General features: G+C 59.9%; 23 protein-coding genes and 1 pseudogene. 23 read left to right on the top strand and 1 reads right to left on the bottom strand.

Annotated features, from left to right (window positions below):
• Positions 1-3: 3 nt before the first annotated feature.
• Positions 4-4,144, top strand: a pseudogene (rpoB, locus tag AC1Z3V_RS24150) (DNA-directed RNA polymerase subunit beta).
• 183 nt (positions 4,145-4,327) lie between these two features.
• On the top strand, positions 4,328-8,533 hold the full coding sequence (gene rpoC / locus AC1Z3V_RS24155) for a DNA-directed RNA polymerase subunit beta' (RefSeq protein WP_483502160.1): 4,206 nt from the start codon (positions 4,328-4,330) through the stop codon (positions 8,531-8,533).
• A gap of 133 nt (positions 8,534-8,666) precedes the next feature.
• On the opposite strand, the gene AC1Z3V_RS24160 is transcribed toward rpoC, so the two are convergent.
• Positions 8,667-8,963: a transcriptional regulator gene (locus tag AC1Z3V_RS24160; RefSeq protein WP_483502161.1), complete on the bottom strand. Its 297-nt coding sequence runs from the start codon at positions 8,961-8,963 to the stop codon at positions 8,667-8,669.
• Between the two features lie 563 nt (positions 8,964-9,526).
• Here AC1Z3V_RS24160 and rpsL point away from each other — a divergent pair.
• From rpsL to rplF, 21 genes are all read left to right on the top strand, one after another.
• Positions 9,527-9,898 (top strand): 30S ribosomal protein S12, encoded by a 372-nt coding sequence (gene rpsL, locus AC1Z3V_RS24165; RefSeq protein ID WP_003507760.1) that lies wholly within the window; start codon positions 9,527-9,529, stop codon positions 9,896-9,898.
• Between the two features lie 77 nt (positions 9,899-9,975).
• Positions 9,976-10,446, top strand: coding sequence for a 30S ribosomal protein S7 (rpsG, locus tag AC1Z3V_RS24170; RefSeq protein WP_113541264.1), 471 nt, complete (start codon positions 9,976-9,978; stop codon positions 10,444-10,446).
• Between the two features lie 33 nt (positions 10,447-10,479).
• Entirely contained in the window at positions 10,480-12,579 is a 2,100-nt protein-coding gene (fusA, locus tag AC1Z3V_RS24175) for an elongation factor G (RefSeq protein ID WP_483502163.1), read from the top strand.
• A gap of 71 nt (positions 12,580-12,650) precedes the next feature.
• On the top strand, positions 12,651-13,826 hold the full coding sequence (gene tuf / locus AC1Z3V_RS24180) for an elongation factor Tu (RefSeq protein WP_336174473.1): 1,176 nt from the start codon (positions 12,651-12,653) through the stop codon (positions 13,824-13,826).
• Positions 13,827-14,144: 318 nt separating this feature from the next.
• Positions 14,145-14,453 carry a 30S ribosomal protein S10 gene (gene rpsJ / locus AC1Z3V_RS24185; protein ID WP_003507767.1) on the top strand — a complete coding sequence of 103 codons (309 nt, stop codon included), beginning with the start codon at positions 14,145-14,147 and terminating at the stop codon, positions 14,451-14,453.
• Between the two features lie 138 nt (positions 14,454-14,591).
• Positions 14,592-15,278: a 50S ribosomal protein L3 gene (rplC, locus tag AC1Z3V_RS24190; RefSeq protein ID WP_173516252.1), complete on the top strand. Its 687-nt coding sequence runs from the start codon at positions 14,592-14,594 to the stop codon at positions 15,276-15,278.
• A 12-nt stretch (positions 15,279-15,290) separates the two neighbouring features.
• Entirely contained in the window at positions 15,291-15,911 is a 621-nt protein-coding gene (gene rplD, locus AC1Z3V_RS24195) for a 50S ribosomal protein L4 (protein WP_173516253.1), read from the top strand.
• Positions 15,908-16,201, top strand: coding sequence for a 50S ribosomal protein L23 (locus tag AC1Z3V_RS24200; RefSeq protein ID WP_057255571.1), 294 nt, complete (start codon positions 15,908-15,910; stop codon positions 16,199-16,201). The genes rplD and AC1Z3V_RS24200 overlap by 4 nt, the downstream gene beginning before the upstream one ends.
• A gap of 43 nt (positions 16,202-16,244) precedes the next feature.
• Complete coding sequence (gene rplB / locus AC1Z3V_RS24205; RefSeq protein ID WP_057255572.1) at positions 16,245-17,081, top strand: 50S ribosomal protein L2; 837 nt, start codon at positions 16,245-16,247, stop codon at positions 17,079-17,081.
• Positions 17,082-17,096: 15 nt separating this feature from the next.
• Entirely contained in the window at positions 17,097-17,375 is a 279-nt protein-coding gene (rpsS, locus tag AC1Z3V_RS24210) for a 30S ribosomal protein S19 (RefSeq protein ID WP_018239488.1), read from the top strand.
• A 2-nt stretch (positions 17,376-17,377) separates the two neighbouring features.
• Entirely contained in the window at positions 17,378-17,767 is a 390-nt protein-coding gene (rplV, locus tag AC1Z3V_RS24215) for a 50S ribosomal protein L22 (protein ID WP_034795534.1), read from the top strand.
• On the top strand, positions 17,767-18,501 hold the full coding sequence (gene rpsC / locus AC1Z3V_RS24220) for a 30S ribosomal protein S3 (protein WP_113541392.1): 735 nt from the start codon (positions 17,767-17,769) through the stop codon (positions 18,499-18,501). Before rplV ends, rpsC begins: the two co-directional genes overlap by 1 nt.
• A gap of 38 nt (positions 18,502-18,539) precedes the next feature.
• Positions 18,540-18,953, top strand: coding sequence for a 50S ribosomal protein L16 (gene rplP / locus AC1Z3V_RS24225; RefSeq protein ID WP_011975175.1), 414 nt, complete (start codon positions 18,540-18,542; stop codon positions 18,951-18,953).
• A 12-nt stretch (positions 18,954-18,965) separates the two neighbouring features.
• Positions 18,966-19,166: a 50S ribosomal protein L29 gene (gene rpmC, locus AC1Z3V_RS24230; RefSeq protein ID WP_056319072.1), complete on the top strand. Its 201-nt coding sequence runs from the start codon at positions 18,966-18,968 to the stop codon at positions 19,164-19,166.
• A 12-nt stretch (positions 19,167-19,178) separates the two neighbouring features.
• A complete protein-coding gene (gene rpsQ / locus AC1Z3V_RS24235; protein ID WP_173516255.1) occupies positions 19,179-19,415 on the top strand; it encodes a 30S ribosomal protein S17 in 237 nt (78 codons plus the stop codon).
• A 178-nt stretch (positions 19,416-19,593) separates the two neighbouring features.
• Complete coding sequence (gene rplN, locus AC1Z3V_RS24240; protein ID WP_034795548.1) at positions 19,594-19,962, top strand: 50S ribosomal protein L14; 369 nt, start codon at positions 19,594-19,596, stop codon at positions 19,960-19,962.
• 14 nt (positions 19,963-19,976) lie between these two features.
• Complete coding sequence (gene rplX, locus AC1Z3V_RS24245; protein ID WP_173516256.1) at positions 19,977-20,288, top strand: 50S ribosomal protein L24; 312 nt, start codon at positions 19,977-19,979, stop codon at positions 20,286-20,288.
• Positions 20,281-20,838, top strand: a complete 558-nt coding sequence (rplE, locus tag AC1Z3V_RS24250) for a 50S ribosomal protein L5 (protein WP_429816692.1) — start codon at positions 20,281-20,283, stop codon at positions 20,836-20,838. Before rplX ends, rplE begins: the two co-directional genes overlap by 8 nt.
• A gap of 34 nt (positions 20,839-20,872) precedes the next feature.
• On the top strand, positions 20,873-21,178 hold the full coding sequence (gene rpsN, locus AC1Z3V_RS24255) for a 30S ribosomal protein S14 (protein ID WP_173516258.1): 306 nt from the start codon (positions 20,873-20,875) through the stop codon (positions 21,176-21,178).
• A gap of 12 nt (positions 21,179-21,190) precedes the next feature.
• Positions 21,191-21,589, top strand: a complete 399-nt coding sequence (gene rpsH / locus AC1Z3V_RS24260) for a 30S ribosomal protein S8 (protein ID WP_173516259.1) — start codon at positions 21,191-21,193, stop codon at positions 21,587-21,589.
• 44 nt (positions 21,590-21,633) lie between these two features.
• Complete coding sequence (gene rplF, locus AC1Z3V_RS24265) at positions 21,634-22,167, top strand: 50S ribosomal protein L6 (RefSeq protein ID WP_483502170.1); 534 nt, start codon at positions 21,634-21,636, stop codon at positions 22,165-22,167.
• The last annotated feature ends 2 nt before the right edge of the window (positions 22,168-22,169 follow it).

Below are 22,169 nucleotides of genomic sequence, written 5' to 3' on the forward strand. Positions count from 1 at the left end.
ACGATGGCTCAGACCCTTTCGTTTAACGGTCGCAGGCGCGTACGCAAGTTTTTTGGTAAAATTCCAGAAGTCGCAGAAATGCCGAACCTCATCGAGGTTCAGAAGGCGTCCTACGACCAGTTTCTGATGGTTGAAGAGCCCAAGGGCGGTCGCCCTGACGAAGGGCTCCAAGCTGTTTTCAAGTCCGTTTTCCCGATCAAGGATTTCTCGGGCGCATCGATGCTGGAGTTCGTGTCCTACGAATTCGAGCCGCCGAAGTTCGACGTCGAAGAATGCCGTCAGCGCGATCTGACCTACGCAGCGCCGCTCAAGGTGACGCTGCGTCTCATCGTGTTCGATATTGACGAGGATACCGGCGCGAAGTCGATCAAGGACATCAAGGAACAGAACGTCTACATGGGCGACATGCCGCTCATGACCGACAACGGTACCTTCATCGTCAACGGTACCGAGCGCGTTATCGTTTCGCAGATGCACCGTTCGCCGGGCGTCTTCTTCGACCACGACAAGGGCAAGAGCCATTCGTCGGGCAAGCTGCTCTTCGCAGCCCGCGTCATTCCTTACCGTGGCTCCTGGCTCGACATCGAGTTCGACGCCAAGGACATCGTGCATGCCCGTATCGACCGCCGCCGCAAGATTCCGGTGACGTCGCTGCTGATGGCGCTCGGCATGGACGGCGAGGAAATCCTCGACACCTTCTACACGAAGTCGCTCTACCAGCGCGACGGCGAAGGCTGGCGCGTGCCGTTCCAGCCGGATGCGCTCAAGGGCCAGAAGGCCATCACCGACATGATCGACGCCGACACCGGCGAAGTCGTTGTCGAGGCCGGCAAGAAGCTGACCCCGCGTCTGCTCCGCCAGTTGCAGGAAAAGGGCTTGAAGGCGCTCAAGGCGACCGACGATGATCTCTACGGCAATTACCTTGCCGAAGACGTCGTCAACTTCGCCACCGGTGAGATCTACCTCGAAGCCGGCGACGAGATCGACGAGAAGACCCTTCCGGTCATCCTCTCGGCTGGTTTCGACGAGATCCCGGTTCTCGACATCGACCATATCAATGTCGGTGCCTACATCCGCAACACGCTCGCGGCCGACAAGAACGAGAACCGTCAGGACGCCCTGTTCGATATCTATCGCGTGATGCGTCCGGGTGAACCGCCGACCATGGATTCCGCCGAAGCCATGTTCAACACGCTGTTCTTCGATGCCGAGCGCTACGACCTTTCGGCCGTCGGTCGCGTCAAGATGAACATGCGCCTCGACCTCGAAGTCGCCGACACCGTACGCATCCTGCGCAAGGAAGACATCCTGGCGGTCGTCAAGATGCTCGTCGAGCTGCGCGACGGCAAGGGCGAGATCGACGACATCGACAACCTCGGCAACCGCCGTGTTCGGTCGGTCGGCGAGCTCATGGAGAACCAGTACCGTCTCGGCCTGCTCCGCATGGAGCGCGCGATCAAGGAACGCATGTCCTCGATCGAAATCGACACGGTCATGCCGCAGGATCTGATCAACGCGAAGCCGGCCGCTGCTGCCGTTCGCGAATTCTTCGGCTCCTCGCAGCTGTCGCAGTTCATGGACCAGGTGAACCCGCTTTCGGAAATCACCCACAAGCGCCGTCTCTCGGCACTTGGCCCGGGTGGTCTGACCCGCGAGCGCGCCGGCTTCGAAGTCCGCGACGTTCATCCGACCCACTACGGCCGTATTTGCCCGATCGAAACGCCGGAAGGCCCGAACATCGGTCTGATCAACTCGCTCGCAACCTTCGCCCGCGTCAACAAGTACGGCTTCATCGAAAGCCCGTACCGCAAGATCGTCGACGGCAAGGTGACGAACGACGTCGTCTACCTCTCGGCGATGGAAGAAGCGAAGTATCACGTGGCGCAGGCCAACTCGCCGCTGAACGAGGACAACTCCTTCTCCGAAGAGTTCGTTGTTTGCCGTCACTCCGGCGAAGTTATGCTGGCGCCGCGCGACAACATCAACCTGATGGACGTTTCGCCGAAGCAGCTCGTTTCGGTCGCGGCCGCGCTCATCCCGTTCCTCGAGAACGACGACGCCAACCGCGCACTGATGGGCTCGAACATGCAGCGTCAGGCCGTGCCGCTGCTGCGTGCCGAAGCACCGTTCGTTGGAACCGGCATGGAACCGGTCGTCGCCCGCGACTCCGGCGCTGCGATCGCAGCCCGTCGTGGCGGCGTCGTCGATCAGGTCGACGCGACCCGTATCGTTATCCGCGCCACCGAAGACCTCGATCCGTCGAAGTCGGGCGTCGATATCTATCGTCTGCAGAAGTTCCAGCGTTCGAACCAGAACACCTGCGTCAACCAGCGCCCGCTGGTCACCGTCGGCGACGTTCTGAACAAGGGCGACATCATCGCTGACGGTCCGTCGACCGACCTCGGTGACCTGGCTCTCGGCCGCAACGCGCTCGTCGCGTTCATGCCGTGGAACGGCTACAACTACGAAGACTCGATCCTGCTCTCCGAGCGGATCGTGCGCGACGACGTGTTCACCTCCATCCACATCGAAGAATTCGAAGTGATGGCGCGTGACACCAAGCTCGGTCCGGAAGAAATCACCCGCGACATTCCGAACGTTTCGGAAGAAGCGCTGCGCAACCTCGACGAAGCCGGTATCGTATATATCGGTGCTGAGGTTCAGCCGGGTGACATCCTCGTCGGCAAGATTACGCCGAAGGGCGAAAGCCCGATGACGCCGGAAGAAAAGCTTCTGCGCGCCATCTTCGGTGAAAAGGCCTCCGACGTCCGCGACACCTCGATGCGCATGCCTCCGGGCACCTTCGGTACCGTCGTCGAAGTTCGCGTCTTCAACCGCCACGGCGTTGAGAAGGACGAGCGCGCGATGGCGATCGAGCGCGAGGAAATCGAACGCCTCGCCAAGGACCGCGACGACGAACAGGCGATCCTTGATCGCAACGTCTACGCACGTCTCGTCGACATGCTGCGTGGCCACACGGCGGTTGCCGGCCCGAAGGGCTTCAAGAAGGGCACCGAGCTTTCGAACCTCGTCGTCAGCGAATATCCCCGCTCGCAGTGGTGGATGTTCGCCGTCGAAGACGAAAAGGCTCAGGGCGAGATCGAAGCTCTGCGCGCCCAGTACGACGAATCCAAGTCGCGCCTCGAACAGCGCTTCATGGACAAGGTCGAGAAGGTCCAGCGCGGCGACGAAATGCCTCCGGGCGTCATGAAGATGGTCAAGGTCTTCGTCGCTGTTAAGCGCAAGATCCAGCCGGGCGACAAGATGGCCGGCCGTCACGGCAACAAGGGTGTCGTGTCGCGTATCGTGCCGATCGAAGACATGCCGTTCCTGGAAGACGGCACGCATGTCGACGTCGTTCTGAACCCGCTCGGCGTTCCGTCGCGCATGAACGTCGGCCAGATCCTCGAAACCCATCTCGGCTGGGCTTGCGCCGGCATGGGCAAGAAGATCGGCGCGATGCTCGATGCCTACCACGAGAGTGGCGACATCAAGCCGCTGCGTGCGACCATCGACGATGTCATCGGATCCGGTCCGAAGGGTGAGCCGATCAAGCAGTACGACGACGAGTCGATCGTCCGCCTGGCCGAGCAGACCCGCCGCGGCGTGTCGATCGCGACCCCGGTCTTCGACGGTGCAGTCGAAGCCGACGTCAACGAGATGCTGGCCAAGGCCGGCCTCAAGGTGACCGGTCAGTCGACGCTCTACGACGGCCGTACCGGCGATCAGTTCGACCGCCAGGTGACCGTGGGCTACATCTACATGCTGAAGCTCAACCACCTGGTCGACGACAAGATCCACGCCCGTTCGATCGGTCCGTACTCGCTCGTCACCCAGCAGCCGCTGGGCGGTAAGGCGCAGTTCGGCGGTCAGCGTTTCGGGGAAATGGAGGTCTGGGCGCTGGAAGCTTACGGCGCGGCCTACACCCTGCAGGAAATGCTGACGGTCAAGTCGGACGACGTCGCCGGCCGTACCAAGGTCTACGAAGCGATCGTCCGCGGCGACGACACCTTCGAAGCGGGCATTCCGGAGAGCTTCAACGTTCTCGTCAAGGAAATGCGCTCGCTGGGCCTTTCGGTCGAGCTCGAAGAACTCGAAGGTCGACGACATTGGCGCGGCACAATTGCCGGACGCAGCCGAGTAAAGAGACCCAAGGTGCGTGCCGCGACGCGGCGCGCACCGTTTCCGCCTGGAGACGCTGACGTCTTCGGCAGGAACAGAGCCGCAGCCAATGCGGTTTTAGCTGTTTAAGGGGCAGGGGCCGGCGCCCGGGATTTGTCGGCACCCTCGCCAAGCTCAGGGCGTAAAGCCCGTAAAGGAGACAGGCATGAACCAAGAGGTCATGAATCTTTTCAATCCGCAGGTGCCTGCACAGACCTTCGATTCCATCCGGATTTCGATCGCGTCGCCGGAGAAGATTCTTTCCTGGTCTTACGGTGAGATCAAGAAACCGGAGACGATCAACTACCGCACGTTCAAGCCGGAACGTGACGGTCTGTTCTGCGCGCGCATCTTTGGCCCGATCAAGGACTACGAGTGCCTGTGCGGCAAGTACAAGCGCATGAAGTACAAGGGCATCATCTGCGAAAAGTGCGGCGTCGAAGTCACGCTGTCGCGCGTTCGCCGTGAGCGCATGGGCCATATCGAGCTCGCCGCTCCGGTTGCCCACATCTGGTTCCTGAAGTCGCTGCCGAGCCGCATCGCAACGCTGCTCGACATGACGCTGAAGGATGTCGAGCGCGTTCTCTACTTCGAAAACTACATCGTCACCGAGCCGGGTCTGACGTCGCTGAAGGAAAACCAGCTCCTCAGCGAAGAAGACTACATGCTCGCCGTCGACGAATTCGGCGAAGACCAGTTCACCGCCATGATCGGCGCTGAAGCGATCTATGAAATGCTCGCTTCGATGAACCTGGAAAAGATTGCTGGCGACCTGCGCGCCGAGCTCGCTGAGACGACCTCGGATCTGAAGCAGAAGAAGCTGATGAAGCGCCTGAAGATCGTCGAGAACTTCATGGAGTCGGGCAACCGTCCGGAGTGGATGATCCTCAAGGTCGTTCCGGTGATCCCGCCGGACCTGCGTCCGCTCGTTCCGCTCGACGGCGGCCGCTTCGCAACGTCGGACCTGAACGATCTCTATCGCCGTGTCATCAACCGTAACAACCGTCTGAAGCGCCTGATCGAACTGCGCGCTCCGGGCATCATCATCCGCAACGAAAAGCGCATGCTGCAGGAATTTGTCGATGCGCTGTTCGACAACGGCCGTCGCGGCCGCGTGATCACCGGCGCCAACAAGCGTCCGCTGAAGTCGCTGTCCGACATGCTGAAGGGCAAGCAGGGCCGCTTCCGTCAGAACCTGCTCGGCAAGCGCGTCGACTATTCCGGCCGCTCGGTCATTGTGACCGGTCCGGAACTGAAGCTGCACCAGTGCGGTCTTCCGAAGAAGATGGCGCTTGAGCTGTTCAAGCCGTTCATCTATGCGCGCCTTGACGCCAAGGGCTTCTCCTCGACCGTCAAGCAGGCCAAGAAGCTCGTTGAAAAGGAAAAGCCGGAAGTCTGGGATATCCTCGACGAGGTCATCCGCGAGCATCCGGTTCTCCTGAACCGCGCGCCGACGCTGCACCGCCTGGGCATCCAGGCCTTCGAACCGACCCTGGTCGAAGGCAAGGCGATCCAGCTGCATCCGCTCGTCTGCACGGCGTTCAACGCCGACTTCGACGGTGACCAGATGGCCGTTCACGTGCCGCTGTCGCTCGAAGCCCAGCTCGAAGCCCGCGTGCTGATGATGTCGACGAACAACATTCTGCACCCGGCAAACGGCGCGCCGATCATCGTTCCGTCGCAGGACATGGTTCTCGGCCTCTACTACTTGTCGATCCTGAACCAGAACGAGCCGGGCGAAGGCATGGCGTTCTCGGACATGGGCGAGCTGCATCACGCGCTCGAAACCAAGGCCGTGACCCTGCATGCCAAGATCCGTGGCCGCTTCAAGACCGTCGATGCCGAGGGCAACCCGGTTTCGAAGATCTATGAAACCACGCCTGGCCGCATGATCATTGGTGAACTGCTGCCGCGCAACGTCAACGTGCCGTTCGACATCTGCAACCAGGAAATGACCAAGAAGAACATCTCCAAGATGATCGACGCGGTCTACCGTCATTGCGGCCAGAAAGACACGGTCATCTTCTGCGACCGCATCATGCAGCTCGGCTTTGCCCATGCCTGCCGCGCCGGCATTTCGTTCGGCAAGGACGACATGGTCATCCCGGACACCAAGGTGAAGATCGTCGGTGACACTGAAGCGCTCGTGAAGGAATACGAGCAGCAGTACAACGATGGCCTCATCACCCAGGGCGAAAAGTACAACAAGGTTGTCGATGCCTGGGGTAAGGCGACCGAAAAGGTCGCCGACGAGATGATGGCCCGCATTAAAGCGGTGGAATTCGACGAAAACGGCCGTCAGAAGCCGATGAACTCGATCTACATGATGTCGCACTCCGGCGCCCGTGGTTCTCCGAACCAGATGCGTCAGCTGGGCGGCATGCGCGGCCTCATGGCCAAGCCGTCGGGTGAAATCATCGAGACGCCGATCATCTCGAACTTCAAGGAAGGTCTCACCGTTAACGAGTACTTCAACTCGACCCACGGTGCCCGTAAGGGTCTGGCCGACACCGCCTTGAAGACCGCGAACTCCGGTTACCTGACCCGCCGTCTTGTCGACGTCGCGCAGGATTGCATCGTCAACTCCGTCGATTGCGGCACCGAAAACGGTCTCACCATGACGGCGATCGTCGATGCCGGTCAGGTCGTGGCTTCGCTCGGCGCTCGTATTCTTGGCCGTACGGCTCTGGACGACATCGATCACCCGGTCACCGGCGCTCGCATCGTCGATGCTGGCCGGATGATCCTCGAGGCCGACGTCATCGAGATCGAGAAGGCTGGTATCCAGTCGATCCGTATCCGTTCGGCGCTGACCTGCGAAATCCAGACGGGCGTTTGCGGCGTCTGCTACGGCCGCGACCTGGCTCGTGGTACGCCGGTCAACATGGGCGAAGCGGTTGGCGTCATCGCTGCACAGTCGATCGGGGAGCCGGGCACCCAGCTCACCATGCGTACCTTCCACCTTGGTGGTACGGCGACCGTGGTCGACCAGTCGTTCCTGGAAGCGTCCTACGAAGGTACGGTCCAGATCAAGAACCGCAACATGCTGCGCAACTCGGACGGCGTTCTCGTCGCGATGGGTCGTAACATGGCGGTCCAGATCCTGGACGAGCGTGGCGTCGAGCGTTCTTCGCAGCGCGTTGCCTATGGCTCGAAGATCCTCGTCGACGATGGCGACAAGGTGAAGCGCGGTCAGCGTCTCGCCGAGTGGGACCCCTACACCCGCCCGATGATGACGGAAGTGGAAGGTACCGTTCATTTCGAAGACGTCGTCGACGGCATCTCGGTGCTTGAAGCGACCGACGAATCCACCGGCATCACCAAGCGTCAGGTTATTGACTGGCGTTCGACTCCGCGTGGTACGGACCTCAAGCCGGCGATCGTCATCAAGGACAAGAACGGCGCAGTTGCCAAGCTGTCGCGTGGCGGCGAAGCCCGCTTCCTGCTCTCGGTTGACGCGATCCTCTCGGTCGAGCCGGGCCAGAAGGTGAGCCAGGGTGACGTTCTCGCCCGTTCGCCGCTCGAAAGCGCCAAGACCAAGGACATCACCGGTGGTCTGCCGCGCGTTGCCGAACTGTTCGAAGCCCGTCGTCCCAAGGACCACGCCATCATCGCAGAGATCGATGGTACGATCCGCTTCGGCCGCGACTACAAGAACAAGCGCCGCGTTCTGATCGAGCCGGCGGAAGACGGTGTCGAGCCGGTCGAATACCTGATCCCGAAGGGCAAGCCCTTCCATCTTCAGGATGGCGACTACATCGAAAAGGGCGACTACATCCTCGACGGCAACCCGGCGCCGCATGACATTCTGGCGATCAAGGGCGTGGAAGCACTCGCTTCCTACCTGGTCAACGAAATCCAGGAAGTCTACCGACTGCAGGGCGTTGTCATCAACGACAAGCACATCGAGGTCATCGTTCGTCAGATGCTGCAGAAGGTTGAAATCACCGACGCCGGTGACTCGACCTACATTGTCGGTGACAATGTCGACCGGATCGAACTCGAAGACGTCAACGACGCGCTGATTGCCGAAGGCAAGAAGCCGGCCTATGGCGACCCGGTTCTGCTCGGTATCACCAAGGCCTCGCTACAGACGCCGTCCTTCATCTCGGCCGCGTCGTTCCAGGAAACCACCAAGGTCCTGACCGAAGCCGCGATTGCCGGCAAGACGGACGGCCTGCAGGGTCTGAAGGAAAACGTTATTGTTGGTCGCCTGATCCCGGCCGGTACCGGTGGCACGATGACCCAGATTCGCCGCATCGCAACCGCGCGCGACGAAATGATCCTGGAAGAACGTCGTCGTGGCACGGGTGCCGAGACCGCAACGCCGATGCTTGCCGATCTCGCCAACGAGAACGCAGCCGCCGAATAAGCGGGGAGGGCGGGTTTCCGCCCCCTGTCCAGACAACGAAGAAGCCGCCGAGATCGCTCTCGGCGGCTTCTTCTTTTGGGGAGGTGCGGCCCGCGCACAAGCGGCGAGGGCGCAGGTTGCTCGCTCGCAAGGCTCAACTGAAGCGGATGATCGCCACTTCGCCTTCGAGTGCGCCTTGGTAGGCAGAGGCGTGAGGTTCCTCGCTCGGCACCTCGGTCAGTGTGCCGATCTGGTCCAGATCAGCCTCGAGAAAACCCTCTTCGGCAAGGGCGTTCAGTGTCTCGCGAACGGCGGTATCGTCGTCGGGCGCCTTGAGCATCACGTGAATGTCCACGCCGTCTTCGTCGCCGTCGGTCTCATAGGCCTTGCCGATGATGATGAATACCATCGGTTCGTCCGGGGCATTGTCGTTGTCTGGGGTGACGGCCATTTTGTTTCCTTTCGTTTGGCTGGCGCGACCTTAGCGCCCTTTTCTGTCCAGCGCGATGGAAATGCAGCGCTCCTGGAGCGCTTCTGCGGTGCCCGACTCGAAGACCGTGGAAAACCCCCACAAAGTGGTTGCCGATTCCTTAACCCTGTCGGACACTCCGCCTGTTGAAGGGCCAAAGAGGCGAGCGCCGGGTCGAAACCATGTGCAAAAGCCTTGTTTTGCAGGCGTATCGGGCCTGCGGGCGATGGAATATTTCTTAATTGCCCTTGACTGTTGGCCTTGAAATCAGTACACCCCGCCGCATCGGAGCCCATGTGAGGCTGGCTGGTTCGGAACGTCGCGTTCTGGAGTTCGCCTCAAACAAGGTTCGAAACGCACGCCGACGACTACAATGCTGCACGCAAGACGCGCGAGATAGTGCGTCCTCTGCTTTATTTGGGGCCATCTGCGGAAAGGCGGATCGGCCCCTGTTTTGCGCATTTCATGAGGCGTTCGACACTGCCGGCGACGGCAACGATCCGCCCGCAAGGGTAACGTGATAAGATTTTGCAAGGGATGGGTATATGCCTACCGTAAACCAGCTGATCCGCAAGCCGCGTCAGGCACAGGTAAAGCGCAATAAGGTTCCTGCTCTGCAGGAAAACCCGCAGAAGCGCGGCGTTTGCACCCGCGTTTATACGACGACCCCGAAGAAGCCGAACTCGGCTCTCCGTAAGGTTGCCAAGATTCGTCTGACGAACGGCTTCGAAGTCATCGGCTACATTCCGGGTGAAGGTCACAACCTTCAGGAACACTCGGTTGTTATGATCCGCGGCGGCCGCGTTAAGGACCTTCCGGGTGTTCGTTACCACATCATCCGTGGCGTTCTCGATACGCAGGGCGTTAAGAACCGCAAGCAGCGCCGTTCGAAGTACGGTGCGAAGCGTCCGAAGTAATTCGGTTTTGAAAATCCCGGCGCTGCGCGAGGTCCTCCGCGTGGTAAAGCGCTGAAACAGTTAAAGAGACGAGAAGTATGTCCCGACGTCACAGAGCAGAAAAGCGTGAGATCAACCCGGATCCGAAGTTCGGTGATCTGGTTGTCACGAAATTCATGAACGCAATCATGCTGCACGGCAAGAAGTCCGTAGCGGAAAGCATTGTTTACGGCGCGTTCGATGCGGTCCAGGTCAAGCTGAAGCAGGAGCCGATCACCGTATTCCATTCCGCGCTCGACAACATTGCGCCGCATGTTGAGGTGCGTTCGCGCCGCGTCGGTGGTGCTACTTACCAGGTTCCGGTCGACGTTCGTCCGGAGCGTCGCCAGGCCCTCGCCATCCGTTGGCTGATTGCGGCCGCACGCAAGCGTAACGAAACGACCATGGTTGATCGCCTCTGCGGCGAACTCATGGACGCAGCGAACAACCGTGGTAGCGCCGTGAAGAAGCGCGAAGACACGCACAAGATGGCTGATGCCAACCGTGCGTTCTCGCATTATCGCTGGTAATTCTGGCGCGAACGTCTCAAGAGGCAGTCCACTATGGCACGCGAATATAAAATCGAAGACTACCGTAACTTCGGTATCATGGCGCACATCGACGCCGGCAAGACCACGACGACCGAGCGCATTCTGTACTACACCGGCAAGTCCCACAAGATCGGCGAAGTCCACGACGGCGCCGCTACCATGGACTGGATGGAGCAGGAACAGGAACGCGGCATCACGATCACGTCTGCTGCGACGACGACCTTCTGGAAGGGCCGTGACGGCAAAACCCGCCGCTTCAACATCATCGACACCCCCGGCCACGTTGACTTCACCATCGAAGTCGAGCGTTCGCTGCGCGTTCTCGACGGCGCCATCGCGCTGCTCGACGCCAACGCCGGCGTTGAGCCGCAGACGGAAACCGTCTGGCGTCAGGCTGAGAAGTATCATGTTCCGCGCATGATCTTCTGCAACAAGATGGACAAGACCGGCGCCGACTTCTACCGCTCGGTCGAGATGATCAAGACCCGTCTCGGTGCGACCGCCGTCGTCATGCAGCTGCCGATCGGCGCTGAAAGCGACTTCAAGGGCGTCATCGATCTGATCGAGATGAACGCTCTCGTCTGGCGCGATGAATCGCTCGGCGCCCAGTGGGATGTCGTCGAGATCCCGGACGACATGAAGGACAAGGCCGAAGAATATCGCGAAAAGCTGATCGAGACCGTTGTCGAGATCGACGAAGCCGCGATGGAAGCCTACCTCGAAGGCAACATGCCTTCGAATGACAAGATCCGCGAACTCGTTCGCCGCGGCACGATCGACGTGAAGTTCCACCCGATGTTCTGCGGTACCGCGTTCAAGAACAAGGGCGTTCAGCCGCTCCTCGACGCCGTCGTCGACTACCTGCCGTCGCCGGTCGACATTCCGGCCATCAAGGGCATCGACGTCAAGACCGAAGCTGAAATCGAGCGTCATGCTGACGACGCCGAGCCGCTCGCAATGCTCGCGTTCAAGATCATGAACGACCCCTTCGTCGGCTCGCTGACTTTCGCCCGCATCTACTCGGGCAAGCTCGAAAAGGGCTCGTCGGTCATGAACACGGTCAAGGACAAGCGCGAGCGCGTCGGCCGTATGCTGCAGATGCATTCGAACTCGCGTGAAGACATCGAAGAAGCCTTCGCAGGCGACATCGTTGCTCTCGCCGGCCTCAAGGAAACCACCACGGGTGACACGCTCTGCGATCCGCTGAAGCCGGTCGTTCTCGAGCGCATGGAATTCCCGGAACCGGTTATCCAGATCGCGATCGAGCCGAAGTCCAAGGGCGACCAGGAAAAGATGGGCCTCGCGCTCAACCGCCTGGCAGCCGAAGACCCGTCGTTCCGCGTCAAGACCGACCAGGAATCCGGCCAGACGATCATCGCCGGCATGGGCGAACTTCACCTCGACATCATCGTCGACCGCATGCGTCGCGAGTTCAAGGTTGAAGCCAACGTCGGTGCGCCGCAGGTTGCTTACCGCGAAACCATCACCCGGCAGCACGAAGAAGACTACACGCACAAGAAGCAGTCCGGTGGTACCGGTCAGTTCGCGCGCGTCAAGCTCGTATTCGAACCGAACCCGGACGGCGAAGATTTCGTCTTCGAATCCAAGATCGTCGGTGGTGCTGTTCCGAAGGAATACATCCCGGGCGTTCAGAAGGGTATCGAAAGCGTTCTGTCCTCGGGTCCGCTTGCTGGCTTCCCGATGCTGGGCGTCAAGGCGACGCTCATCGACGGTGCCTTCCACGACGTCGACTCGTCGGTCCTGGCCTTCGAAATCGCTTCGCGTGCTTGCTTCCGTGAAGCAGCCAAGAAGGCTGGTGCACAGTTGCTTGAGCCGATGATGAAGGTGGAAGTCGTGACGCCGGAAGACTACGTCGGCGACGTTATCGGCGACCTGAACTCCCGCCGTGGCCAGATCCAGGGCCAGGAATCGCGTGGCGTTGCCGTTGTGATCAACGCAAACGTTCCGCTGGCGAACATGTTCAAGTACGTCGACAACCTGCGCTCCATGTCGCAGGGTCGTGCACAGTACACGATGACCTTCGATCACTACGCGCCGGTCCCGTCGAACGTCGCACAGGAAATCCAGGCAAAGTATTCCGGTCAGAAGTGACCGGAATACCGATACGCTGAAAGCAGATAGAAAGTTTTCCCCGAGAGGGGATAGAAAACGGAGAGCCGGAAATGGCAAAGAGCAAATTTGAGCGCAACAAGCCGCACGTTAACATTGGCACGATTGGCCACGTTGACCATGGCAAGACGTCGCTGACGGCAGCGATCACGAAGTACTTCGGCGAGTTCAAGGCGTATGACCAGATCGACGCCGCTCCGGAAGAAAAGGCCCGTGGTATCACGATTTCGACGGCGCACGTTGAGTATGAGACGCCGAACCGTCACTACGCTCACGTTGACTGCCCCGGCCACGCCGACTACGTCAAGAACATGATCACGGGTGCGGCGCAGATGGACGGCGCGATCCTGGTCTGCTCGGCCGCTGACGGCCCGATGCCGCAGACCCGCGAGCACATCCTGCTCGCCCGCCAGGTCGGCGTTCCAGCGATCGTCGTGTTCCTGAACAAGGTCGACCAGGTTGACGACGCCGAGCTTCTCGAGCTCGTCGAGCTGGAAGTTCGCGAACTTCTGTCGTCCTACGAATTCCCGGGCGACGACATTCCGATCATCAAGGGCTCGGCGCTTGCTGCTCTGGAAGATTCGGACAAGAAGATCGGCGAAGACGCGATCCGCGAGCTGATGGCAGCGGTTGACGCCTACATCCCGACGCCCGAGCGTCCGATCGACCAGCCGTTCCTGATGCCGATCGAAGACGTGTTCTCGATCTCGGGCCGTGGTACGGTTGTGACCGGTCGCGTTGAGCGCGGCATCGTCAAGGTCGGCGAAGAAATCGAAATCGTCGGCATCCGTCCGACGACGAAGACGACCTGCACGGGCGTTGAAATGTTCCGCAAGCTGCTCGACCAGGGCCAGGCTGGCGACAACATCGGTGCGCTGCTGCGCGGTGTCGACCGCAACGGCGTCGAGCGTGGCCAGATCCTGTGCAAGCCGGGTTCGGTCAAGCCGCACAAGAAGTTCAAGGCTGAAGCCTACATCCTGACGAAGGAAGAAGGCGGCCGTCATACGCCGTTCTTCACGAACTACCGTCCGCAGTTCTACTTCCGCACGACGGACGTGACGGGCATCGTGACGCTGCCGGAAGGCACGGAAATGGTCATGCCGGGCGACAACGTCACGGTTGACGTCGAGCTGATCGTTCCGATCGCGATGGAAGAAAAGCTGCGCTTCGCGATCCGCGAAGGCGGCCGTACCGTCGGCGCAGGCATCGTTGCCTCCATCGTCGAGTAATCGACGGGACTAAGGGCGGAAATGAAGTGAGGCGCATGCTATGCGCCTCCGTCATAGCCGCCCCGAAAGATTTAGTTGGTCGCACGGCTTGCCGAAGACGACGAAATAGTGCAAATGGCGCCCACGCGTGATTTGCACGGTGCTTCGACGTTGTGCGCTCACAAAGGAACAGGCCGGCCACGGCCGCTCAAATAGGAAGGGGCAGGGGAAACCCTGTCCCTCCGATCTTTGAAAATTAGCGGACTGGCCGAACATAAACGAAGTTCAATGCGTGTTTTTCCACGGAAACCGCAGACAACATGAACAAGGATAAGTCGTATGAACGGCCAGAACATCCGCATCCGCCTCAAGGCGTTTGATCACCGGATCCTCGACGCCTCGACGCGCGAAATCGTGTCGACGGCAAAGCGTACCGGTGCAAGCGTGCGCGGTCCCGTACCGCTGCCGACGCGCATTGAAAAGTTTACGGTCAACCGCTCGCCGCACGTCGACAAGAAGAGCCGTGAACAGTTCGAAATGCGCACCCACAAGCGCCTTCTCGATATCGTAGATCCGACCCCGCAGACCGTTGACGCGCTGATGAAGCTCGACCTGGCTGCCGGCGTCGACGTGGAAATCAAGCTTTAATAACAAGGAAGGTACGTGGACCCCGGTCCAACGGCTTCCGAAAACGGGCGACCTCAAGATCGGATGATCTCAAGGAAACCTTAAACCAGAGATGTGAGGGGGCTTGCCCCGTCACTAACTCTCAAGAGGAATGAACCGATGCGTTCAGGTGTGATTGCACAGAAAGTGGGAATGACCCGCGTCTATAACGACGCCGGTGAGCATATCCCGGTTACAGTATTGAAGCTGGAGAACTGCCAGGTGGTAGCCCAGCGTACGGAAGAGAAGAACGGCTACGTGGCTGTCCAGCTGGGCGCCGGCCGTTCGAAGGTCAAGAACACGCCGAAGGCGATGCGCGGCCATTTTGCTGCTGCCAACGTCGAGCCGAAGGCGAAGCTCGTCGAGTTCCGCGTTACCGCGGACAACCTGATCGACATCGGTGCAGAACTGACGGCCAACCATTTCGTTGCCGGCCAGCTCGTCGACGTTACCGGTACCACGATCGGTAAGGGCTTTGCTGGTGCGATCAAGCGCCACAACTTCGGTGGTCTGCGTGCAACGCACGGCGTTTCCGTATCGCACCGCTCGCACGGTTCGACCGGTTCCAACCAGGATCCGGGCCGCGTTTGGAAGGGCAAGCGCATGGCTGGTCACATGGGTCAGACCCGCGTCACCACCCAGAACCTCGAAGTCGTATCGACCGATGAAGACCGCGGTCTGATCCTGGTCAAGGGCGCAGTCCCCGGCTCCAAGGGTGCCTGGATCGTCGTTCGTGACGCCATCAAGTCGGGCACCCCGGAAGGCGCTCCGCGCCCGGCCGCCGTGCGCGCCGAAGCATCGAAGTAAGGGAGCCGAGTAATGGATCTCAACGTCAAAACCCTCGAGGGCAAGGACGCGGGAAAGGTTTCCCTTTCTGACGCCATTTTCGGCCTCGAACCCCGTGAAGACATCATTGCCCGCGTCGTTCGCTGGCAGCTCGCCAAGAAGCAGCAGGGCACGCACAAGGCCAAGGGCCGCGCGGAAGTTTCGCGCACCGGCGCCAAAATGTACAAGCAGAAGGGTACGGGCCGCGCCCGCCACCACTCCGCTCGCGCTCCGCAGTTCCGCGGCGGTGGCAAGGCCCATGGCCCGGTCGTCCGCAGCCACGAGCATGATCTGCCGAAGAAGGTTCGCGCCCTCGGCTTGCGTCATGCGCTCTCGGCCAAGCTGAAGGCTGAAGAGATCATCGTCATCGACGATCTCGTTGCCAAGGAAGCCAAGACCAAGGCTCTCGCCGGTGCGTTCGCATCGCTCGGCCTTACCAACGCTCTGATCATCGGCGGCGCCGAGATCGAGAACAACTTCAAGCTCGCAGCCCAGAACATCCCGAACGTGGACGTTCTGCCGGTTCAGGGCATCAATGTTTACGACATTCTGCGCCGTGGCAAGCTCGTGCTTTCCAAGGCTGCCGTGGAAGCTCTGGAGGAGCGGTTCAAATGACGGATCTTCGCCACTACGACGTGATCGTGTCCCCCTCGATCACCGAAAAGTCGACGCTGGTTTCCGAACAGAACCAGGTCGTCTTCAACGTCGCCAAGGACGCTTCGAAGCCTGAAATCAAGGCTGCTGTCGAAGCTCTGTTCGGCGTCAAGGTTACGGCCGTGAACACGCTCGTCCGCAAGGGCAAGACGAAGCGTTTCCGCGGCTTTGCCGGAAAGCAGAAGGACGTGAAGAAGGCGATCATCACGCTCGCCGACGGTCAGTCCATCGACGTCTCCACCGGTCTCTAACGGATAGGCCCATTAGGGTAAAAACCCAAAAGGGAACAAGAAAATGGCATTGAAAAGTTTCAATCCGACGACCCCGAGCCAGCGTCAGCTGGTCATCGTAGACCGGGCTGGCCTCTACAAGGGCAAGCCGGTCAAGGCGTTGACCGAAGGCCTGTCCTCCAAGGGCGGTCGCAACAACCTCGGTCGCATCACCGTTCGTTTCCAGGGCGGCGGTCACAAGCGTACCTACCGTCTGGTCGACTTCAAGCGTCGCAAGTTCGACGTTGAAGGCACGGTCGAGCGTCTGGAATACGACCCGAACCGCACCGCCTTCATCGCGCTCGTCAACTACGCCGACGGCGAAAAGGCCTACATCCTCGCTCCGCAGCGCCTCGCTGCCGGCGACAAGGTCATCGCTTCCGAGAAGGCCGTTGACGTCAAGCCTGGCAACACGATGCCGCTGCAGTACATCCCGGTTGGCTCCATCATCCACAATGTGGAAATGAAGCCGGGCAAGGGCGGCCAGATGGCGCGCTCCGCCGGTACCTATGCGCAGCTCGTCGGTCGCGACCAGGGCATGGCGATCCTTCGTCTGAACTCGGGCGAACAGCGTCTCGTGCACGGTTCCTGCCTCGCATCGATCGGCGCCGTATCGAACCCCGATCACGGCAACATCAATGACGGTAAGGCTGGTCGTTCGCGTTGGCGCGGCAAGCGTCCGCACGTTCGCGGCGTCGTCATGAACCCGGTTGACCACCCGCACGGCGGTGGTGAAGGCCGTACCTCGGGTGGTCGTCACCCGGTTACCCCGTGGGGTAAGCCCACGAAGGGCAAGCGTACGCGCTCGAACAAGTCGACCGACAAGTTCATCATGCGCTCGCGGCATCAGAAGAAGAAGTAAGAGAGGAAGTCTCGAATGACTCGTTCAGTATGGAAAGGTCCGTTCGTTGACGGTTATCTTCTCAAGAAGGCTGAGAAGGTCCGCGAAGGCGGTCGTAACGAAGTGATCAAGATCTGGAGCCGCCGCTCCACGATCCTTCCGCAGTTTGTCGGTCTCACCTTCGGCGTCTACAACGGCAGCAAGCACGTTCCGGTCAGCGTCAACGAAGACATGGTCGGCCACAAGTTTGGCGAATTCTCTCCGACCCGGACCTACTACGGTCATGGCGCGGACAAGAAGGCAAAGAGGAAGTAACAATGGGCAAGGCAAAAGCCGAACGCCGGCTGAAGGATAATGAGGCGCAGGCAGTTGCGCGCACGATCCGCGTCAGCCCCCAGAAGCTCAACCTGGTTGCCGCGATGATCCGCGGCAAGAAGGTCGACCGCGCTCTGGCCGAACTGGAGTTCTCCCGCAAGCGCATCGCAGAAACGGTCAAGAAGACCCTTGAATCTGCGATCGCAAACGCAGAGAACAACCACGATCTCGACGTCGATTCGCTCGTCGTCGCAGAAGCTTACGTTGGCAAGTCGATCGTCATGAAGCGCTTCCATGCTCGTGGTCGCGGCCGTGCATCGCGTGTTGAAAAGCCGTTCTCTCACTTGACGATCGTCGTTCGTGAAGTGGAAGCCAAAGGGGAGGCCGCATAATGGGCCAGAAGATTAATCCGATCGGTTTCCGTCTCGGCATCAACCGGACCTGGGATAGCCGCTGGTTCGCGGACAATGCCGAATACGGCCAGCTTCTTCACGAAGACCTGAAGATCCGCGCCTACCTGATGGAAGAACTGAAGGCTGCCGGTATCGCCAAGGTGGTCATCGAGCGTCCGCACAAGAAGTGCCGCGTCACGATCCACTCGGCTCGTCCGGGCCTGATCATCGGCAAGAAGGGCGCCGACATCGAAAAGCTCCGCAAGAAGCTTTCCGAGATGACCAACTCCGAAACGCACCTCAACATCGTCGAAGTGCGCAAGCCGGAAGTTGACGCAACGCTCGTCGCCCAGTCGATCGCCCAGCAGCTCGAGCGCCGCGTGGCCTTCCGCCGTGCGATGAAGCGCGCTGTTCAGTCGGCCATGCGTCTTGGCGCCGAAGGCATCAAGATCACCTGCGCCGGTCGTCTCGGCGGCGCCGAAATCGCTCGTACCGAATGGTACCGCGAAGGTCGCGTTCCGCTGCACACGCTGCGTGCGGACATCGACTACGGCACGGCCGAAGCGGAAACCGCTTTCGGTATCTGCGGCATCAAGGTCTGGATCTTCAAGGGCGAAATCCTTGAGCACGATCCGATGGCTTCCGAGCGTCGCGCGATCGAAAGTGACAACCAGGGCCCGGCCGGCCGTGATCGCGACCGTGGCGATCGTGACCGCCGTCGTGAAAACGCGTAACATTCGCGTTTGGCAGCCAATATCGGAGAAGTAAAAAAATGTTGCAGCCAAAGCGTACGAAGTATCGCAAGCAGTTCAAGGGCCGCATCAAGGGCGTTGCCAAGGGCGGTTCTGATCTCGCCTTCGGTGAATTCGGCCTGAAGGCTCAGGAACCGAACCGCGTCAATGCGCGCGAGATCGAAGCGGCCCGCCGCGCGATCACGCGTCACATGAAGCGCGCCGGCCGCGTCTGGATCCGCGTGTTCCCTGACGTTCCCGTCACCGCCAAGCCGACGGAAGTCCGCATGGGTAAGGGTAAGGGTTCGGTCGAATACTGGGCATGCAAGGTCAAGCCCGGCCGAATGATGTTTGAGATCGATGGTGTCAGCGAAGAACTTGCCCGTGAGGCACTTCGTCTTGGCGCTGCCAAGCTCTCTGTCAAGACGCGCTTCGTGCAGCGTATCGCAGAGTAAGGAGTGAAGCTCATGAAAGCCGCAGATGTTCGCGCTCTGAGCGCCGATCAACTCAACGAAGAGCTTGCCAAGCTGAAGAAGGAGCAGTTCAACCTGCGCTTCCAGAAGGCAACCGGCCAGCTCGAGAAGTCTTCGCGTATCAACGAAGTCCGCAAGGACATCGCACGCGTCAAAACCATTGCCCGCCAGAAGGCGGCAGAAGCCAAGGCCTAAGGACCAGAAAATATGCCGAAACGCATTCTGCAGGGCACTGTTGTCAGCGATAAGAACGACAAGACGGTTGTCGTCCGGGTCGAGCGCCGCTTTGCGCACCCGATCCTCCAGAAGACCGTTCGCCGTTCGAAGAAGTACAAGGCGCACGACGAAAACAACCAGTACAAGGTTGGTGACGTCGTTTCCATCGAGGAATGTGCGCCGATCTCGAAGGATAAGCGCTGGACGGTCGTAGCCGTCCACGCCTGATTTCTGCAGGTTTTGACCGCAAGACCCTTGCGTCTTGGGCAAATACCTGTATGAAGCACGCAATTGAAGCAGAGGAACGCTCGAGTCCGGGCGTTCTTTTGCTTTGAGATGAGCACTATAAGCCAGGCGAGGGGGTCTCGACCCAACCGGCCTGGTAACAACAAGAAGGCGACCTGACATGATTCAGATGCAAACAAACCTCGACGTGGCGGATAATTCCGGCGCACGTCGTGTCATGTGCATCAAGGTGCTGGGCGGCTCCAAGCGCAAGTATGCGTCGGTCGGCGACATCATTGTCGTTTCGATCAAGGAAGCCATTCCGCGCGGCCGCGTAAAGAAGGGTGATGTCATGAAGGCTGTTGTCGTTCGCACTGCGAAGGACATCCGCCGTCCGGATGGTTCCGTCATCCGCTTTGACACCAACGCAGCCGTTCTTATCGATAACAAGAAAGAGCCGATCGGCACCCGTATCTTCGGACCGGTTCCGCGCGAACTTCGCGCCAAGAACCACATGAAGATCATCTCGCTGGCTCCAGAAGTACTCTAAAGGAGCGTTGAGAGATGCAAAAGATTCGCAAAGGCGACAAGGTTGTCGTTCTCACCGGTAAGGACAAGGGCCGGACCGGCGAAGTCGTCCAGGTTATGCCGAAGGAAGACCGGGCTGTCGTGCGTGGCGTCAACATGGTGAAGCGTCACCAGCGCCAGACCCAGAGCCAGGAAGCCGGCATCATCAACAAGGAAGCCCCGATCCACCTTTCGAACATCGCGATTGCCGATCCGAAGGACGGCAAGCCGACCCGCGTCGGTTTCAAGATCGATGGCGACAAGAAGGTCCGCGTGGCCAAGCGTTCGGGAGAAGTGATCGATGGCTAAGTCCGCTTATGAGCCGCGGCTCAAGAAGGAATATGTAGAGCGCATCCGCAAGGCGATGCAGGAGAAGTTCTCCTACGCCAACGAAATGCAGATCCCGCGCCTCGACAAGATCGTCATCAACATGGGTGTTGGCGAAGCAACCGGCGACTCGAAGAAGCCGACCGTTGCTGCTGCCGACCTCGCAGCGATTGCTGGCCAGAAGCCGGTAATCACCCGCGCTCGCAACTCCATCGCAGGCTTCAAGGTCCGCGAAGGCATGCCGATTGGTGCCAAGGTTACCCTGCGCGGCGTTCGGATGTTTGAGTTCCTGGATCGTCTCGTGAACATCGCTCTCCCGCGCGTTCGCGACTTCCGCGGCCTCAATCCGAAGTCCTTTGACGGCCGTGGCAACTTCGCCATGGGCATCAAGGAGCACATTGTGTTCCCTGAGATCAACTACGACAAGGTTGATCAGATGTGGGGCATGGACATCATCGTTTGCACGACGGCAACTAACGACGACGAAGCTCGCGCTCTGCTCACAGAGTTCAACTTCCCGTTCCGTCAGTAATCCGTAACGACAAGCGTAAAGAAGGATAACTGTAATGGCGAAAACGAGCGCAGTTGAAAAGAACAAGCGCCGCCGCAAACTGGTTGCCTCGCAGGCTGCAAAGCGTGCCGCTCTGAAGGCGATCATCATGAACCAGTCTCTGCCGATTGAAGAGCGGTTCAAGGCAACCATCAAGCTGGCTGGTCTGCCGCGCGATGGATCCAAGACCCGCATCCGCAACCGTTGCGAAGTTACCGGCCGTCCGCGCGCCTACTATCGTAAACTTCGTATGTCGCGTATTGCGCTTCGCGAACTGGGCAACCTCGGCAAGGTGCCGGGCGTCGTCAAGTCGAGCTGGTAAGGAGACGGGCACATGGCAATGACTGATCCGCTGGGCGATATGCTCACCCGTATCCGTAACGGCGCGGCTCGCCGCAAGTCGAGCGTTTCCACGCCGGCTTCGAAGCTCCGTGCACGCGTTCTGGATGTCCTTCAGGCTGAAGGTTACATCCGCGGATACTCTGAAGTCGAATTCGGCAACGGCAAGTCCGAGCTGAACATCGAGCTGAAGTACTACGAAGGCGCTTCCGTGATCCGCGAGATCGCACGCGTCTCCAAGCCGGGCCGCCGAGTCTATGTCTCGGTTAAGTCCATTCCGCAGGTCGCGAACGGCCTCGGCATCACCATCCTTTCGACCCCGAAGGGTGTGATGGCCGATCATCAGGCACGCGAACAGAATGTTGGTGGCGAGATCCTTTGCTCCGTCTTCTAACGAAGGCGTAGCAGGTTCTCCATAGCGAACAGACAGGTATAAAAATGTCTCGTATCGGTAAGAAGCCCGTTCAGGTTCCGGCAGGCGTCACGGCAAGCGTTGATGGCCAGAAGGTAACGGCGAAGGGCCCGAAGGGCGAACTGTTCTTCGTTGCAAACGACGAAGTTTCGGTAAAGCTCGAAGATAATGCGGTTGTTGTTCAGCCGCTCAGCCAGAGCAAGGATGCTCGTTCGAAGTGGGGCATGTCCCGCACGATGATCGAGAACATCTTCAAGGGCGTCAAGGACGGTTACGAGCGCAAGCTCGAAATCAACGGCGTTGGTTATCGTGCGTCGATGCAGGGCAAGAACCTGCAGCTCGCGCTCGGTTTCAGCCACGACGTCGTCTACCAGACGCCGGAAGGCATCACGATTGCTGTTCCGAAGCCGACCGAAATCACCGTGTCCGGCATCAACAAGCAGCAGGTCGGCCAGGTTGCCGCGGAAATCCGCGAATACCGTGGCCCCGAGCCCTACAAGGGCAAGGGTGTCAAGTATGCCGAAGAGCGGATTGTCCGCAAAGAAGGCAAGAAGAAGTAAGG

Source organism: Ensifer sp. 38_S197, from assembly GCF_056924495.1.